Genomic DNA, 14,179 nt, shown 5'->3' on the forward strand with positions numbered 1-14,179 from the left:
GAACAACGAATAAAAGTGCGATTACCGCACATCACTGGAGCGACCTGATGATTGATAAAAGCGTATCGACGCTGAGCGAGGCCATCGCCGGGATCCACGATGGGGCGACTATTATGATCGGCGGCTTTGGCCCCGCCGGCCAGCCGACCTTTCTGATTGACGCCCTGATTGACCAGGGCGCTCGCGACCTGACCATCATAAATAACAACGCCGGCAACGGGGAAGTGGGTCTCGCCGCGCTGCTCAAGGCGGGCCGGGTGCGCAAAATGATCTGCTCCTTTCCGCGCCAGGTGGATTCGCAGATTTTCGATGATCTCTACCGTCGCGGCAAAGTGGAGCTGGAGCTGGTGCCGCAGGGCAACCTCGCGGCGCGGATCCAGGCGGCCGGCGCCGGGCTGGGGGCGGTGTTTACCCCCACCGGCTACGGCACGCCGCTGGCGGAAGGCAAGGAGACACGGGAAATCGACGGTCGCCACTACGTGCTGGAGTACCCGATCAAAGCCGATTTCGCGCTGATTAAAGCCCACCAGGGCGACCGCTGGGGCAACCTGGTCTATCGCAAGGCGGCGCGCAACTTTGGCCCGATCATGGCGACAGCGGCGAAAACCACCATCGTAGAGGTCTCGCAGCTGGTGGCGCTGGGCGACCTCGATCCGGAAAACATCATCACCCCCGGCATTTTCGTCCAGCGCGTCTTCTCGCTGGAAAACCTGACTGCCGCACAACGCGCCTGAGGAGCCCGACATGCAAAAACTGACCCGTGACGAAATGGCCCAGCGCGTGGCCCGCGATATTCCCGAAGGTGCTTACGTCAACCTCGGCATCGGCCTGCCGACCCGGATTGCCAATTACCTGCCCGCTGACAAAGAGGTGTTCCTGCACAGCGAAAACGGCCTGCTGGGGATGGGGCCGAAACCGCAGCCCGGGGAAGAAGATCCCGAGCTGATCAATGCCGGTAAAGAGTATGTCACCCTCCTGCAGGGGGGCTGCTATTTCCACCACGGCGACTCCTTCGCCATGATGCGCGGCGGCCATCTCGATATCTGCGTGCTGGGGGCCTATCAGGTTTCCGCCAGCGGCGACCTCGCCAACTGGAGCACCGGTGCGCCGGATGCGATCCCGGCCGTTGGCGGGGCGATGGATCTGGCCATCGGCGCCCGCCAGGTATTTGTGATGATGGACCACCTGACCCGTGACGGCGAGTGCAAGCTGGTGGCGCAGTGCAGCTACCCGCTGACCGGCGTCGGCTGCGTCAGCCGGATCTATACCGACCTGGCGGTGATCGACATCACCGACCGCGGCCCGGTGGTGCGGGAAATCTTTAACGGCCTCTCTTTTGAAGAGCTGCAGCGCATCACTCCGGTGGCGCTGACCTTTCAACAACTGGCGGAAAGCGCGTAAGGAACCTATGATGAATCAGGCATTTATCTGTGATGCGGTGCGTACACCCTTTGGCCGTTTCGGCGGTGCCCTGGCGACGATGCGCGCTGACGACCTGGCGGCGCTGCCGCTGAAAGCGCTGCTGGCGCGGAACCCGGGACTGGATCCCTCGCGCATTGACGATGTGATCTTTGGCTGCGCCAACCAGGCCGGGGAAGACAACCGCAACGTGGCGCGGATGGCGCTGCTGCTGGCCGGCCTGCCGGAGAGCGTGCCCGGGAGCACCATCAACCGCCTGTGCGGTTCCAGCCTTGACGCGATCGGCGTCGCGGCGCGGGCGATTAAAAGCGGGGAGACGCAGCTGATGATCGCCGGCGGGGTGGAGAGCATGTCCCGCGCGCCGTTTGTGATGGGGAAAGCGGAGAGCGCCTTTAGCCGCAGCATGCAGATGGAGGATACCACCATCGGCTGGCGCTTTATTAACCCGCAGATGAAAGCCCTGTACGGCGTGCATTCCATGCCGGAGACGGCGGAAAACGTCGCCGATGAGTTTGCCATCTCCCGTGCCGATCAGGACGCGTTCGCCTTACGCAGTCAGTTGCGTACCGCCGCGGCGCAAGAGGCGGGGCGTTTCGCCGATGAGCTGATCGCCGTCCAGGTGCCGCAGCGCAAAGGCGAGCCGCTGCTGTTTAGCCGCGATGAGCACCCGCGCAGCACCTCGCTGGAGGCGCTGGCTAAACTGCGCGGCGTGGTGCGCGCCGACGGCAGCGTTACCGCCGGTAACGCCTCCGGGGTTAACGACGGCGCCTGCGCGCTGTTGATGGCCAGCGAGACGGCGCTGTCGGCTAACGATCTTCAGCCGCTGGCCCGGGTGGTCGGCGTGGCGACGGCGGGCGTTGCGCCGCGGATCATGGGGTTTGGCCCGGCGCCGGCGGTGCGCAAGGTGCTGGCGCAGACCGGCCTGACATTAGGCCAGATGGATGTCATTGAGCTGAATGAAGCCTTCGCCGCGCAGGCGCTGGCGGTGACCCGCGATTTAGGCTTACCGGACGATGCCGCCCACGTGAACCCTAACGGCGGGGCGATTGCGCTGGGCCACCCGCTCGGCGCCTCCGGCGGCCGGCTGGCGATGACCGCGGCTTATCAGCTGAAACGGACCGGCGGTCGTTACGCCCTGTGCACCATGTGCATCGGCGTCGGACAGGGGATCGCCCTGATTATTGAACGTGTTTAAGGAGCCAGAATGAGTTTGTTGACCCCGATGCTGCGCAGCAGTCCGCTAACCGACTGGTTCAGCGACGCGCAGCGGGTGCAGGGCATGCTGGATTTTGAAGCGGCGCTGGCGCAAGCGCAGGCCGCCTGCGGGATGGTGCCGCCGGAAGCGGTCGGGCCAATTGTGGCGGCCTGCCGCCACGAGGCCATCGATTTTGCCGCGCTGGGCGAGGCGGCGGTGGGAGCCGGTAATCTGGCCATCCCGCTGGTGAAACAGCTGACGGCGCAGGTAAAAGCGCAAGATCCTGAGGCTGCGCGCTACGTTCACTGGGGCGCTACCAGCCAGGACGCCATCGACACCGGACTGGTGCTCCAGCTGCGCGGGGCGCTGGATGCCGCTGAGACTCTGCTTGAGCAGCTGTTGGCGGCCCTGGCTCTCCAGGCGGATCGTTATCGCGATACCGTGATGCCGGGCCGGACCTGGATGCAGCACGCGCTGCCGGTGACCTTTGGCCTGAAGCTGGCGGGCACCCTCGACGCGCTCCTGCGCTGGCAGCAGCGGCTGCGCGAGATGCGTCCGCGGCTGCTGGCGCTGCAGTTTGGCGGCGCCGCGGGCACTCTGGACGCGCTAAAAGAGAAAGGGCCGGCGGTTGGCCTGGCGCTGGCGCAGATCCTCGGGCTGTCGCTGCCGGATACTCCGTGGCACAGCCAGCGCGATCGGCTGCTGGAGGCGGGCGCCTGGTTCGCCGGCGTCTGCGGCACGCTGGGGAAATTCGCTAACGACTTTTCCCTGCTGATGCAGACCGAAGTGGCTGAGGTGGGCGAGCCGGTGGCGGAAGGTCGCGGCGGTTCGTCGACGATGCCGCATAAGCGCAATCCGGTGGCCTGCGCGGCGATCCTGACCGCCGCCCAGCGTACGCCGGGGCTGATGGCGACGCTCTACGCCAGCCAACTCCAGCAGCATGAGCGGGCGCTGGGCGGCTGGCAGGCGGAGTGGGAGACCCTGCCGGAGCTAATTACCCTGGTGGGCGGGGCGTTGGCGCAAAGCGAGGCGCTGGTGCGCGACATGCAGGTTTTCCCGCAGAAAATGCGCGCCGATCTCGATATCACCCACGGGCTGATTATGGCTGAGGCGGTGACTCTGGCGCTGGCGGAATTCATTGGCAAAGCCGAGGCGCATCATCACATCGAAGCGCTGTGCCGCCAGGCGCTGGACCGTCACTACCCGCTGGTCGATCTGCTCGCGGCTGACCCACAGGTCAGTCAGTATCTCTCTCGTGAACGCTTAACCACGCTGCTGGACCCGGCAACGGCGACCGGCAGCGCCGAACGCTTTGTGCGCCAGGTGCTGGCGCGTTATCAGGAGCAACGTGATGAATCTTGATTATCAACTCGACGGGCCGGATGGCGCGCCGGTTATCGTCCTCTCCAATTCGCTGGGCACCACCCGGGCGATGTGGCAGCCGCAGATCGAGGCGTTAACCGCCCATTTCCGGGTGCTGCGCTACGACACGCACGGCCACGGTAAAACGACAAAAAATGGCAAAGTGACCCTCGCCCAGTTGGGGGAGGATGTGATTGCGCTGCTCGATCACCTGAATATCGACCGCGCCTGGTTCTGCGGGATCTCGATGGGCGGTCTGACCGGCCTGTGGCTGGGACGCTTTGCGCCGGAGCGTTTTCATGGTCTGGCGGTCGCCAACACCGCGGCGCGCATTGGCGATCAGGCCAGCTGGCTGTCGCGGGCGCGGGCCGTACGTCAGGAGGGGATGGCGGTGGTGGCCGCCGGAGCGGCAGACCGCTGGTTTACCCACGCGTTTCGCCAGAAGGCGCCGGAGGTGGTCGAGGCGCTTTGTCACCAGCTGACCCATACCGATGCTGAAGGCTATGCCGCCTGCTGTGAGGCGCTGGCCGCCGCCGACCTGCGGGGCGAAGTGGGGCAGATCCCGCTGCCGACGCTAATCATCGCTGGGGAAAGTGACCCTGTCACCACGGTCGGTGACGCTCATTTCCTGCAGCAGCAGATCCCCGCCTCCGAGGTGGTTGTTCTGGCGGCATCGCATCTGTCTAACATTGAGGCGCCGAAAAGCTTTACTTCGGCGCTGCTGAGCTTTTTCCAGGGGGAACGCCATGGATGATAAACAGCGCTATCAGGACGGGATGGCGGTACGGCGCAAAGTATTGGGCGACGCCCACGTCGACCGTACGCTGCAGCATCTGACGCCGTTGAATGATGAGTTTCAGGACTTTATTACCCGCTATGCCTGGGGCGAGACCTGGACGCGTCCGGGGCTCGATCACCATACCCGCAGCATGATCACTATTGCCATGCTGATCGCTCTCAATCGCGAGGCGGAGCTGAAGATGCATCTGCGCGCGTCGTTTAACAACGGGGTGACCCGCGATGAGCTGAAAGAGCTGATCATGCACTCTGCGCTGTACTGCGGGCTGCCGGCGGCCAATGCCACGATGCATCTGGCGCAGCAGGTGTTTGACGACATCGACGCCGCGCAGGGTTGAGTCGTCGTCCGAGTCGGATTGCCCGGCAGTCGTTGTAGGCCGGGTAAGGCGCCGATAGATTGCCCTCCGGCACAGCGCTTGCCGGGCCTGGGAAGCGAAGATCGCCTGTAGACCCCGTAGGCCGGGTAAGGCGCAGCCGCCACCCGGCGAAATAACGGCACAACCGGAAATGTCCCTGTTCGCACTATGTGTGGCAGGACCACAACGTTTGGCAGGGCTACAACTTCTATGTTAATTCCGGGCAGATTGCGCTCCCGGTTGATCTTCTGCGTTATGTCACTTATGGCGCAGGGAGCGCACAGGGGGCGGCCAGTCGCCGCCGCCCCCTGTACCCCCGGGCTCCGGCCAGCAAAATCGCCGCTGCGCGGTCCCTTCGACTTATCCCTGCAGGCTGCGGGTCGGGCCGAGGCAGCGTCCCTGCAAAACACGGCCCTCAGCCCGCATCCATGCGGGCTGCCCCGGCCTTCCGGGAACGTCTCAGCGATTTTGAGGCCGCCAGCACCGGCAGTTTCAGTCGCGCAAGTGGGTAAATGAGTGACAGGCCGCACGAACCCCTGGCCGGGTAAGGCGCAGCCGCCACCCGGCAGAAATGCCGCTACGTTAACCTTTATTTCTCCGGCTCCTGCGGCGCGACGGCCGGGGCGGCGTACCAGGCTTCCTGCGGCACCACTACCGCCGCCTTTGGCTGCATCACAAAGTTCGGCGACATAATCTGCACGCCGAATTCGTTAAACACATCAATAATGCTGCTATGCAATGCGTTGCGGCCATCCGGCAGCTTGGTTGTGGGGAGTAAGCGCACCTGCAGCTCATACGAGGTGTACCAGTCAAGCAATCCCAGCTTACGCACCACCGGCGCAATTTGCTGATCGATCCCCGGGGTGCGTCTCGCCGCCAGCTCCAGCAGCGCATGGACCTGACGCCACGGCGTATCGTAGCCGATGGTGACGCTGGTGGTGAGGTTGACTCCACCGTCGGCGCTTTCGGCGCTGAGATTAATAATTTTCCCGCTCACCACCACCGCGTTCGGGACGGTAACGATGTAATTTTCGCGGGTGAGAATTTTGGTCGCCAGCACGCCAATCTCGCTGACCTGACCCTCATTATCGGCGAGGCGGATCCAGTCGCCTTTGCGCAGCGCCCGAGAGTAGATCAGCACCAGGCCGCTCATCGCATGGGTCATCACTCCGGTTGACCCGAGGGTGAGCATCAGGCCGAAGAACAGGCTAATGCCTTTGAAGGCGAGAGAGTTGGCGCCGGGAAGGAACGGGTAGGCGGCGGAGAGGGCAAACAACCAGATGACCACCGAGATAAGCCGACGGGTGGCGCTAACGGTCTCCGGATGAATGCCGGGAATCTGAATGCGGCCGGCGGCGACCTGGTCGAGAACCACCTTCACCAGGCGAATGATAAGCCAGGTGAGAAGGAAAATAAGCACCACGATCATCAGCCCCGGCAGGGAGGCGACAATCGACAGAGAGAGGTGGCGGATCACCCCCAGCGACCAGTCGCCCAGCGATTCGCTCCACACCCGCGTCCAGGGAAACAGGCTGAAGGCCCAGCTCAGCCAGAGATAACAGGCCAGCATGCCGAGAAGGATGACCAGCACAGCATAGAGTCGAACTTCAATATTGCCGAGATAGCGCCGCCAGTGCTGCGGTATGGCGCTACGTTTTTCGAGGATCCGCAGCAGGAAAAAACGTCGCACCCGCCGCCAGGCGCGGAAGGCGCCGTAGTAAAACAGCGCCAGCAGCAGCGCCCCGGCCAGGGCTTTACCGGCGGAGATGAACAGATAGCGGTTGTTGAACTGCTCCTGGAGGCTGGTGCGCTGGGCTTCCATACGCGCCAGCACCCGCTGGGCTGCCTGGTCGAGGGTTAAATCATCGCCCTCGTCGAGATCCGCCTGGCTCAGCAGCAGCACCGGTTTGCCGTTCATCAGCAACAGTCTGCCTGGCTGACCATAGCGGATAACCGGCACGACCCGCAGCGGCTGGCGAATATCATCTTCGGTGAAGGCGCGCAGGGCGCTACGGGTGCGCAAAACGCGCTCTTCGGGCGTGGTCTGGCCAAAGGTGGCCTGCAACATGACGACAGGTTGGTGGAAAATCGTGACCGTGCGTGCCTGCTCGCGCGCGGTTGGCTGCTGTCGCGGTTCGGCGGCCAGCGCCGGCTGGAGCACCAGCAGCGCCAGCGCCCAGAGGATAACGATGCTCATCCTGTTCATTGAGGCACCTGAGATAAGAATTATTGTTATTTTTCAGCAAAAAACGGAGGGCTTGTAGTTGAGCATAGCCTGGTGCGAAGTGAATTCAAGCTGGGGAAACGCGGACATAAAAAAGCCGTCGCCCAAACGGCGACGGCCTGATATCAGCGTCAGAGGATAGCGTTAGCCGTGCTGTTTACAGCCCGCGCACTGCTTATTCTGGATCTGCTGGAAGAAGTCGTTGCCTTTATCATCGACGAGGATAAACGCCGGAAAATCTTCCACTTCGATTTTCCAGATAGCTTCCATCCCCAGTTCCGGATAGGCCACGCACTCGAGGCTCTTGATACTCTGCTGGGCGAGCACTGCCGCCGGGCCGCCGATGCTTCCAAGGTAGAAGCCGCCGTGTTTATGGCAGGCATCGGTCACCTGCTGGCTGCGGTTGCCTTTCGCCAGCATCACCATGCTCGCGCCGTGGGACTGCAGCAGATCAACGTAAGAGTCCATGCGGCCGGCAGTGGTTGGGCCGAGGGAGCCGGAAGCGTAACCGGCTGGCGTTTTAGCCGGGCCCGCGTAGTAGATCGGGTGATCTTTGACGTACTGCGGCAGCGCCTCGCCGTTGTCGATAAGCTCCTTCAGCTTGGCGTGGGCGATGTCGCGGGCCACGATAATAGTGCCGTTAAGGCTCAGGCGGGTGGAGACCGGATGTGCCGACAGCTGCGCCAGGATCTCGCTCATCGGCTGATTCAGGTTGATGCTTACCACCTCGCCTTCGCCGGCCTGACGCAGATGTTCAGGAATATATTTTCCCGGATTGCTCTCCAGCTTCTCGATCCAGATACCGTCGCGGTTAATTTTGGCTTTGATATTGCGGTCGGCGGAGCAGGAGACGCCCATGCCGATCGGGCAGGAGGCGCCGTGGCGCGGCAGACGGATCACCCGGATATCGTGGGCGAAGTATTTCCCGCCAAACTGCGCGCCGAGGCCGAGGTTCTGCGCTTCCTGCAGCAGCTCCTGCTCCAGCTGCACGTCGCGGAACGCCTGACCGTGTTCGTTGCCTTCGGTCGGCAGACCGTCGTAATAGCGGGTCGAGGCCAGTTTGACGGTCTTCAGCGTCGCTTCCGCTGAGGTGCCGCCGATCACAAACGCGATGTGGTACGGCGGGCAGGCGGCGGTGCCGAGAGTGCGCATCTTCTCAACGAGGTAGTTTTTCAGCTTCGCCGGGGTGATCAGGGCCTTGGTCTCCTGGTACAGATAGGTTTTGTTGGCGGAACCGCCGCCTTTCGCCATGCACAGGAACTTATATTCTTCACCGTCGACGCTGTAGAGATCGATCTGCGCCGGCAGGTTGGTGCCGGTGTTAACCTCTTTATACATATCCAGCGGCGCGTTCTGTGAGTAGCGCAGGTTATCTTCGGTATAGGTGTTGTACACCCCCTGCGCCAGGGCGGCTTCATCGCCGCCGCCGGTCCAGACGCGCTGGCCTTTTTTCCCCATGATAATCGCGGTGCCGGTATCCTGGCAGGTCGGCAGCACGCCCTTGGCGGCAATTTCCGAGTTGCGCAGGAACTGCAGGGCGACATATTTATCGTTATCGCTGGCTTCCGGGTCGAGCAAAATCGAGGCGACCTGTTGCTGATGGGAGACGCGCAGCATAAAGGCGGCGTCGTGGAAGGCCTGCTGAGCGAGCAGGGTCAGCGCCTGCGGCTCTACTTTCAGGACCTGCTGGCCGTCAAATTCGGCGACGGAGACGTGCTCTTTGCTGAGCAGATAGTATTCCGTATCGTCGTGCGCCAGCGGAAACGGATCCTGATAAACAAACGGTTTAGTCGACATAGTCACTTACTCCATAAAGATAAAAACCGCCGGGGTAGTCCCGGCGGTTATGAATCAGAACATCATGGACATCCACGGATAGCCAATCAGCAGCAGGGCGGCCAGGAAGATGGCGCCAAAGATGGTGCCGAGGCGCCAGTAATCTTTGGTCGGCAGGTAGCCGCTGCCGTAGTAGATTGGGCTTGGGCCAGTACCGTACGGGGTGATGATCCCCATCACGCCCAGCGAGGTGACCATCAGCAGGACAAACACTTCCATATTCATTCCCGGGATAGTCGAGGCAATGGTCAGCATGGCCGGTAGCAGCGCGGTGGTGTGCGCGGTGGTGCTGGCAAACAGATAGTGCAGCAGGTAGAACGCCAGCAGCAGGACGATGGTCGCCATCCCCGGGGAGATGCCGCTCATCAGCGCGCCGCCCTCTTTACCCAGCCAGGCGATAAAGCCGGTGGAGGAGAGGCCGTCGGCCAGTGCCACCAGGGTGGCGAACCAGACAAAGGTGTTCCATGCCGCTTTGTTGTTGGTGATATCGCTCCAGGAGAGCACGCCGGTCCACAGCATCAGCACGATAACCAGCAGGGCAGCCAGCGCCGGTTCGATCCAGTCGGCGGCGAAGATCCACATCATCAGCGCGAAGCAGACGAATACCAGCAGCAGAATTTCATTGCGCGACAGTTTGCCCAGTTTTTCCAGTTCACGCGCGGCCCACAGTGGCACTTCGTTATTGACTTTCACTTCCGGCGGGTAGAACCAGTAGGCCAGCAGCGGCATAGCCAGAATCAGCAGGATACCCAGCGGCAGGAAGGCGATGAACCAGGTGCCCCAGGAGATATTGATGCCAACAATGCTTTTGACCAGCGCCAGGGCCAGCAGGTTCGGGGCCAAAGCCGACAGGAACATCGAGCTGGTAATACAGGCGGCGGTGATCGCTACCCACATCAGATAGGAACCGATTTTACGTGCGCTCGGATCGTTTGGCTTTGAACCGTACAGCGGCGGCAGGTTAGCGATAATCGGGTAGATAGTCCCCCCGCTGCGTGCGGTGTTAGATGGCGTAAACGGCGCCAGCAGCAGATCCGCGAAGGTGATGGCGTAGCCGAGCGTCAGGCTGCGACGGCCAAGATATTTCACCAGAATCAGCGCCAGGCGGCGGCCGAACTGCGTTTTATCGTAGCCGGCGGCGAACATGAACGCGCCGAAGATAAGCCACACGGTGGAGTTGCCGAAGCCGCTCACCGCCCACTTAAAGGAGGCGCCAGCCATTTTGAAGCCTGGCGCGGCCATCTGATCCGGGCTGAACAGCAGCCACTGGCTGCACAGGGCAATAACTACCACGCCGGTGATACCGATAACGGCGCCGGGCAGCGGTTCAAAAATCAACCCGACGATCACCCCGACAAAGATAGCGAAGTAGTGCCAGGCGTACGGCGGCAGGCCTTCGGGGACCGGGACGAACAATAACAGCACGGCAACGATAATCGGCAGCGCCATCATCAGGAGAGGTTTTTTATTCGCAGTCGTTGGCTTGACTGCACCGGCAGGCGGTATGGTTGTCTTTTTCTCTTTCATAATGAGTATCTGCAAGTTGTTGAAAATAACGTTTACGCCAGCGTCTTGCTCAGTGGTTTCTTTAATTACAAAAGTTACTTTAGTTTTTATTTTGCGTTTCTGAGTATCGATAGGGCGCTTATTTAACGCGTTTTATGAGGCGTTAAATTAAATTTGTTGGTTATTTATATATTGCGCTTTCAATGGCCGTTGCAATTGATCAAGATCAAGAAAAGCCGGTGATTTCACTATTTTTTTATTATCAGTATAACCCTATATGATGAGGTGTTATTTTGGCGAAAATATCGATAGATGTTAAAAGAAAAATGAATAATAAATGCTGAAATTATATTCACTTTTAGTATCTTTATGATTTTATTGTATTTTTGCGGTTTTTCTTGTCATTGTTTATGTTAACAAAAGTATCCTAATTGTTATCACGCATTTGTATTATGTAAATGCTATTTATTATTTTAATAATACAATAGAGGTAGCGATGTTATTGCTGGGGTTAAATAGTTTTATAACTAACGTAATTGGTTTAGTAATTAAAAAACGCGTTATATTATTGGCATGACAACAGGAATTAAAAAACCAAAACCATTAATGATTCCGTCACCTCATTCTGAGCTTTTAATATTTTAAAATCTGGAGCGTAACTTATGACCAGTAACGAACGTATTTTGCAGCCATTTACTTTACCAAATGGTACCGAGCTGAAAAACCGTTTGCTCATGGCGCCAATGACCACCTGCACCGGTTATTTCGATGGTACTGTCACCAGCGAGCTGGTGGAGTACTACCGCGCGCGCGCCGGAAGCATCGGTACCATTATTGTCGAGTGCTGCTTTATTGATGACTACGGTCTGGCCTTCCCGGGCGCGATCGGCATCGATAATGATGAAAAAATTGCCGGCCTGGCGAAAATCGCTGAGGCGATCAAAGCCGAGGGTTCAAAAGCGATTCTGCAGATCTACCACGGCGGCCGTATGGTCGACCCGCAGCTGATCGGGGGGCGCCAGCCGGTGGCGCCGAGCGCTATTGCCGCGCCGCGTGAGGGCGCCGCCATGCCGCGGGCGCTGAGCGGAGAAGAAGTGGAAGGGATGATCGCCAAGTTTGGCGACGGCGTTCGTCGCGCCATTCTCGCCGGTTTCGACGGGGTCGAAATTCACGGCGCCAACACCTATCTCATTCAGCAGTTCTATTCGCCGAACTCCAACCAGCGCGATGACGAGTGGGGCGGTAGCCGCGACAACCGCGCCCGTTTCCCACTGGCGGTGCTGGATATTACCCACAAAATGGCCCGCCAGTATGCTGACGATGCCTTTATCATCGGCTATCGCTTCTCGCCGGAGGAGATGGAGGTCCCGGGGATCCGCTTTGACGACACCATGTATCTGCTGGAAAAGCTGGCCGCCCGCGGTGTCGACTATCTGCACTTCTCGGTGGGTGCCACCCTGCGTCCGTCTATCGTCGATACCAGCGACCCGACGCCGCTGATCGAGAAATACTGCGCGATGCGCTCTGACACCCTCGCCCAGGTGCCGGTGATGGGCGTCGGCGGGGTGGTGAACGCCGCTGATGCCGAGCAGGGCCTCGATCATGGTTATGACCTGATCGCCGTGGGCCGCGCCTGCATCGCCTATCCGGACTGGGCGTCACGTATCGCCGCCGGCGAAGAGCTGGAGCTGTTTATCGACAGCACCCAGCGTGAAGCGCTGCACATTCCGGAACCGCTATGGCGTTTCTCGCTGGTGGAAGCGATGATCCGCGACATGAGCATGGGCGACGCCAAATTTAAACCGGGGATGTTTGTTGAGACCGTCCACGATGACGCCAATGAGCTGGTGATCAACGTCAGCCTCGAAAATGACCATATTGCCGATATCGAACTGGCGGCGAGCCCGGTCCAGACCGTGGAATTCACCACCAGCTTTGAAGAGATCCGCGAACGTATTCTCACCGCCAATACCCCGCACGTCGATGCCATTTCCGGGGCCACCAGCCAGAGCGAGGCGGTGAAAAAAGCGGTCGCCAAAGCGATGCTGAAATCGAGTAAAGCGCTGGCGGCGGAAGAGGGCGGCAATGACGCCGCGCCGAAAAGCTATGATGTGGTGGTAGTCGGCAGCGGCGGCGCCGGTCTGGCGGCAGCCATTCAGGCCCACGACGAAGGGGCCAGCGTGCTGATCGTTGAAAAAATGCCAACCATCGGCGGGAACACCATCAAGGCTTCCGCCGGGATGAACGCCGCGGAAACCCGCTTCCAGCGCGTGAAAGGTATCGAAGACAGTAAGGAGTTGTTCTATCAGGAAACCCTGAAGGGCGGCCACAACAAAACAACCCGCAGCTGCTGCGCCGTTTCGTTGAAAACGCGCCGCAAGCCATTGAGTGGCTGGCGGACCGGGGCATTATGCTCAACGACATTACCACCACCGGTGGGATGAGCATTGACCGTACCCACCGTCCGCGCGACGGGTCAGCGGTCGGCGGCTATCTGATTAGCGGCCTGGTGCGCAACATCACCAAACGCGGTATTGACGTCCTGCTGGATACCTCGGTGGAAGAGATCCTGATGCGCGGGGATGAGGTTAGCGGTGTACGTCTGATCAACGACGAAAAAGAGGTCATTGAAGTACAGACCAAAAGCATCGTAGTGGCCACCGGCGGCTTCAGCGCTAACAGCGCGATGGTCGTGAAGTATCGTCCTGACCTTGAAGGCTTCGTCACCACTAACCACAAAGGGGCTACCGGGAGCGGTATCGCGTTGCTGGAACGCATCGGCGCCGGCACCGTGGACATGGGCGAAATTCAGATTCACCCGACCGTCGAGCAGCAGACCTCGTATCTGATTTCCGAATCGATTCGCGGCGGCGGCGCTATTCTCGTTAACCAGCAGGGGAACCGCTTCTTCAACGAGATGGAGACCCGCGATAAAGTCTCGGCGGCGATTATCGCTCTGCCGGAACACTATGCTTACATCGTCTTCGACGAGCATGTGCGGGCGAAAAACAAAGCTGCCGACGAGTACATCGCCAAAGGCTTCGTCACCAGCGCCAGCTCACCGCGGGAACTGGCGGAGAAACTGGGGATGGATTACCATGCCTTCCTCGCCACCCTCGAATGCTACAACGGGGCGGTGGAAAAACAGCATGATGAACAGTTTGGCCGGACCACCGCGCTGCGCGCGCCGATTAACGAAGGCCCGTTCCACGCCATTCGCATCGCACCCGGGGTGCACCACACCATGGGCGGCGTGACCATTAATACCGATGGCGAAGTGCTGAATGTGGCGCAGCAGCCGATTCGCGGCGCCTACGCCGCCGGTGAAGTGGTGGGCGGGATCCACGGCGGCAACCGTATCGGCGGTAACGCGGTGGCGGATATCATCATCTTCGGTACCCTCGCGGGCCATCAGGCGGCGAAACGTGCCAGAGGATAACCTGTAACCTTGCTCCTGCCGGGTTGGCGCTTTCGCCGCCCGGC

12 protein-coding genes and 1 other annotated feature are annotated in these 14,179 nt (G+C 60.4%); of the genes, 9 read left to right on the forward strand and 3 right to left on the reverse strand.

Annotated elements, in window-relative coordinates; genetic code table 11:
• Window positions 1-47: 47 nt before the first annotated feature.
• From KPHS_24460 to KPHS_24510, 6 genes are read left to right on the forward strand one after another with little or no spacing between them, the layout of a single operon-like run.
• Window positions 48-734, forward strand: a complete 687-nt coding sequence (locus tag KPHS_24460; protein ID YP_005226746.1) for an acetyl-CoA:acetoacetyl-CoA transferase alpha subunit — start codon at window positions 48-50, stop codon at window positions 732-734.
• A 10-nt stretch (window positions 735-744) separates the two neighbouring features.
• Complete coding sequence (locus KPHS_24470; protein YP_005226747.1) at window positions 745-1,401, forward strand: acetyl-CoA:acetoacetyl-CoA transferase subunit beta; 657 nt, start codon at window positions 745-747, stop codon at window positions 1,399-1,401.
• 10 nt (window positions 1,402-1,411) lie between these two features.
• The gene (locus tag KPHS_24480) at window positions 1,412-2,614 is read left to right on the forward strand and encodes an acetyl-CoA acetyltransferase (protein YP_005226748.1); all 1,203 of its coding nucleotides are present in this window, start codon (window positions 1,412-1,414) and stop codon (window positions 2,612-2,614) included.
• Between the two features lie 9 nt (window positions 2,615-2,623).
• On the forward strand, window positions 2,624-3,976 hold the full coding sequence (locus KPHS_24490) for a putative fumarate lyase (protein ID YP_005226749.1): 1,353 nt from the start codon (window positions 2,624-2,626) through the stop codon (window positions 3,974-3,976).
• Window positions 3,966-4,730: a putative 3-oxoadipate enol-lactonase II gene (locus KPHS_24500; protein YP_005226750.1), complete on the forward strand. Its 765-nt coding sequence runs from the start codon at window positions 3,966-3,968 to the stop codon at window positions 4,728-4,730. Before KPHS_24490 ends, KPHS_24500 begins: the two co-directional genes overlap by 11 nt.
• A complete protein-coding gene (locus KPHS_24510) occupies window positions 4,723-5,112 on the forward strand; it encodes a putative 4-carboxymuconolactone decarboxylase (RefSeq protein ID YP_005226751.1) in 390 nt (129 codons plus the stop codon). The genes KPHS_24500 and KPHS_24510 overlap by 8 nt, the downstream gene beginning before the upstream one ends.
• A gap of 607 nt (window positions 5,113-5,719) precedes the next feature.
• Here KPHS_24510 and KPHS_24520 read toward each other — a convergent pair.
• The 3 genes from KPHS_24520 to KPHS_24540 all read right to left on the reverse strand — a co-directional run bounded on the left by KPHS_24520 (window position 5,720) and on the right by KPHS_24540 (window position 10,642).
• Entirely contained in the window at window positions 5,720-7,336 is a 1,617-nt protein-coding gene (locus KPHS_24520) for a mechanosensitive ion channel (RefSeq protein YP_005226752.1), read from the reverse strand.
• A 162-nt stretch (window positions 7,337-7,498) separates the two neighbouring features.
• A complete protein-coding gene (locus KPHS_24530; RefSeq protein ID YP_005226753.1) occupies window positions 7,499-9,151 on the reverse strand; it encodes a fumarase B (fumarate hydratase class I), anaerobic isozyme in 1,653 nt (550 codons plus the stop codon).
• 54 nt (window positions 9,152-9,205) lie between these two features.
• Window positions 9,206-10,642 carry a putative tartrate:succinate antiporter gene (locus tag KPHS_24540; RefSeq protein ID YP_005226754.1) on the reverse strand — a complete coding sequence of 479 codons (1,437 nt, stop codon included), beginning with the start codon at window positions 10,640-10,642 and terminating at the stop codon, window positions 9,206-9,208.
• Between the two features lie 499 nt (window positions 10,643-11,141).
• Between KPHS_24540 and KPHS_24550 the strand changes: the two genes are divergently transcribed.
• The 3 genes from KPHS_24550 (at window position 11,142) to KPHS_24570 (ending at window position 14,135) form a co-directional block, all read left to right on the forward strand.
• The gene (locus tag KPHS_24550) at window positions 11,142-11,273 is read left to right on the forward strand and encodes a transcriptional regulator (protein ID YP_005226755.1); all 132 of its coding nucleotides are present in this window, start codon (window positions 11,142-11,144) and stop codon (window positions 11,271-11,273) included.
• 85 nt (window positions 11,274-11,358) lie between these two features.
• Entirely contained in the window at window positions 11,359-13,140 is a 1,782-nt protein-coding gene (locus tag KPHS_24560; RefSeq protein ID YP_005226756.1) for a putative NADH:flavin oxidoreductase, read from the forward strand.
• Window positions 11,359-14,135 (forward strand) — a sequence feature (potential frameshift: common BLAST hit: gi|238894567|ref|YP_002919301.1| putative NADH:flavin oxidoreductase). Its footprint overlaps the gene before it by 1,782 nt.
• Window positions 13,107-14,135, forward strand: coding sequence for a putative NADH:flavin oxidoreductase (locus tag KPHS_24570; protein YP_005226757.1), 1,029 nt, complete (start codon window positions 13,107-13,109; stop codon window positions 14,133-14,135). It overlaps the preceding feature by 1,029 nt. The genes KPHS_24560 and KPHS_24570 overlap by 34 nt, the downstream gene beginning before the upstream one ends.
• Window positions 14,136-14,179: the final 44 nt, after the last annotated feature.

It is taken from the genome of Klebsiella pneumoniae subsp. pneumoniae HS11286 (assembly GCF_000240185.1).
Lineage (GTDB): Bacteria > Pseudomonadota > Gammaproteobacteria > Enterobacterales > Enterobacteriaceae > Klebsiella > Klebsiella pneumoniae.

Bases quoted from the DNA above. Each gene is read 5' to 3' on its own strand.
- KPHS_24460 (YP_005226746.1), top strand. From the start codon at position 48: ATGATTGATAAAAGCGTATCGACGCTGAGCGAGGCCATCGCCGGGATC.
- KPHS_24470 (YP_005226747.1), top strand. From the start codon at position 745: ATGCAAAAACTGACCCGTGACGAAATGGCCCAGCGCGTGGCCCGCGAT.
- KPHS_24480 (YP_005226748.1), top strand. From the start codon at position 1,412: ATGAATCAGGCATTTATCTGTGATGCGGTGCGTACACCCTTTGGCCGT.
- KPHS_24490 (YP_005226749.1), top strand. From the start codon at position 2,624: ATGAGTTTGTTGACCCCGATGCTGCGCAGCAGTCCGCTAACCGACTGG.
- KPHS_24500 (YP_005226750.1), top strand. From the start codon at position 3,966: ATGAATCTTGATTATCAACTCGACGGGCCGGATGGCGCGCCGGTTATC.
- KPHS_24510 (YP_005226751.1), top strand. From the start codon at position 4,723: ATGGATGATAAACAGCGCTATCAGGACGGGATGGCGGTACGGCGCAAA.
- KPHS_24520 (YP_005226752.1), bottom strand. From the start codon at position 7,336: ATGAACAGGATGAGCATCGTTATCCTCTGGGCGCTGGCGCTGCTGGTG.
- KPHS_24530 (YP_005226753.1), bottom strand. From the start codon at position 9,151: ATGTCGACTAAACCGTTTGTTTATCAGGATCCGTTTCCGCTGGCGCAC.
- KPHS_24540 (YP_005226754.1), bottom strand. From the start codon at position 10,642: ATGATGGCGCTGCCGATTATCGTTGCCGTGCTGTTATTGTTCGTCCCG.
- KPHS_24560 (YP_005226756.1), top strand. From the start codon at position 11,359: ATGACCAGTAACGAACGTATTTTGCAGCCATTTACTTTACCAAATGGT.
- KPHS_24570 (YP_005226757.1), top strand. From the start codon at position 13,107: ATGCTCAACGACATTACCACCACCGGTGGGATGAGCATTGACCGTACC.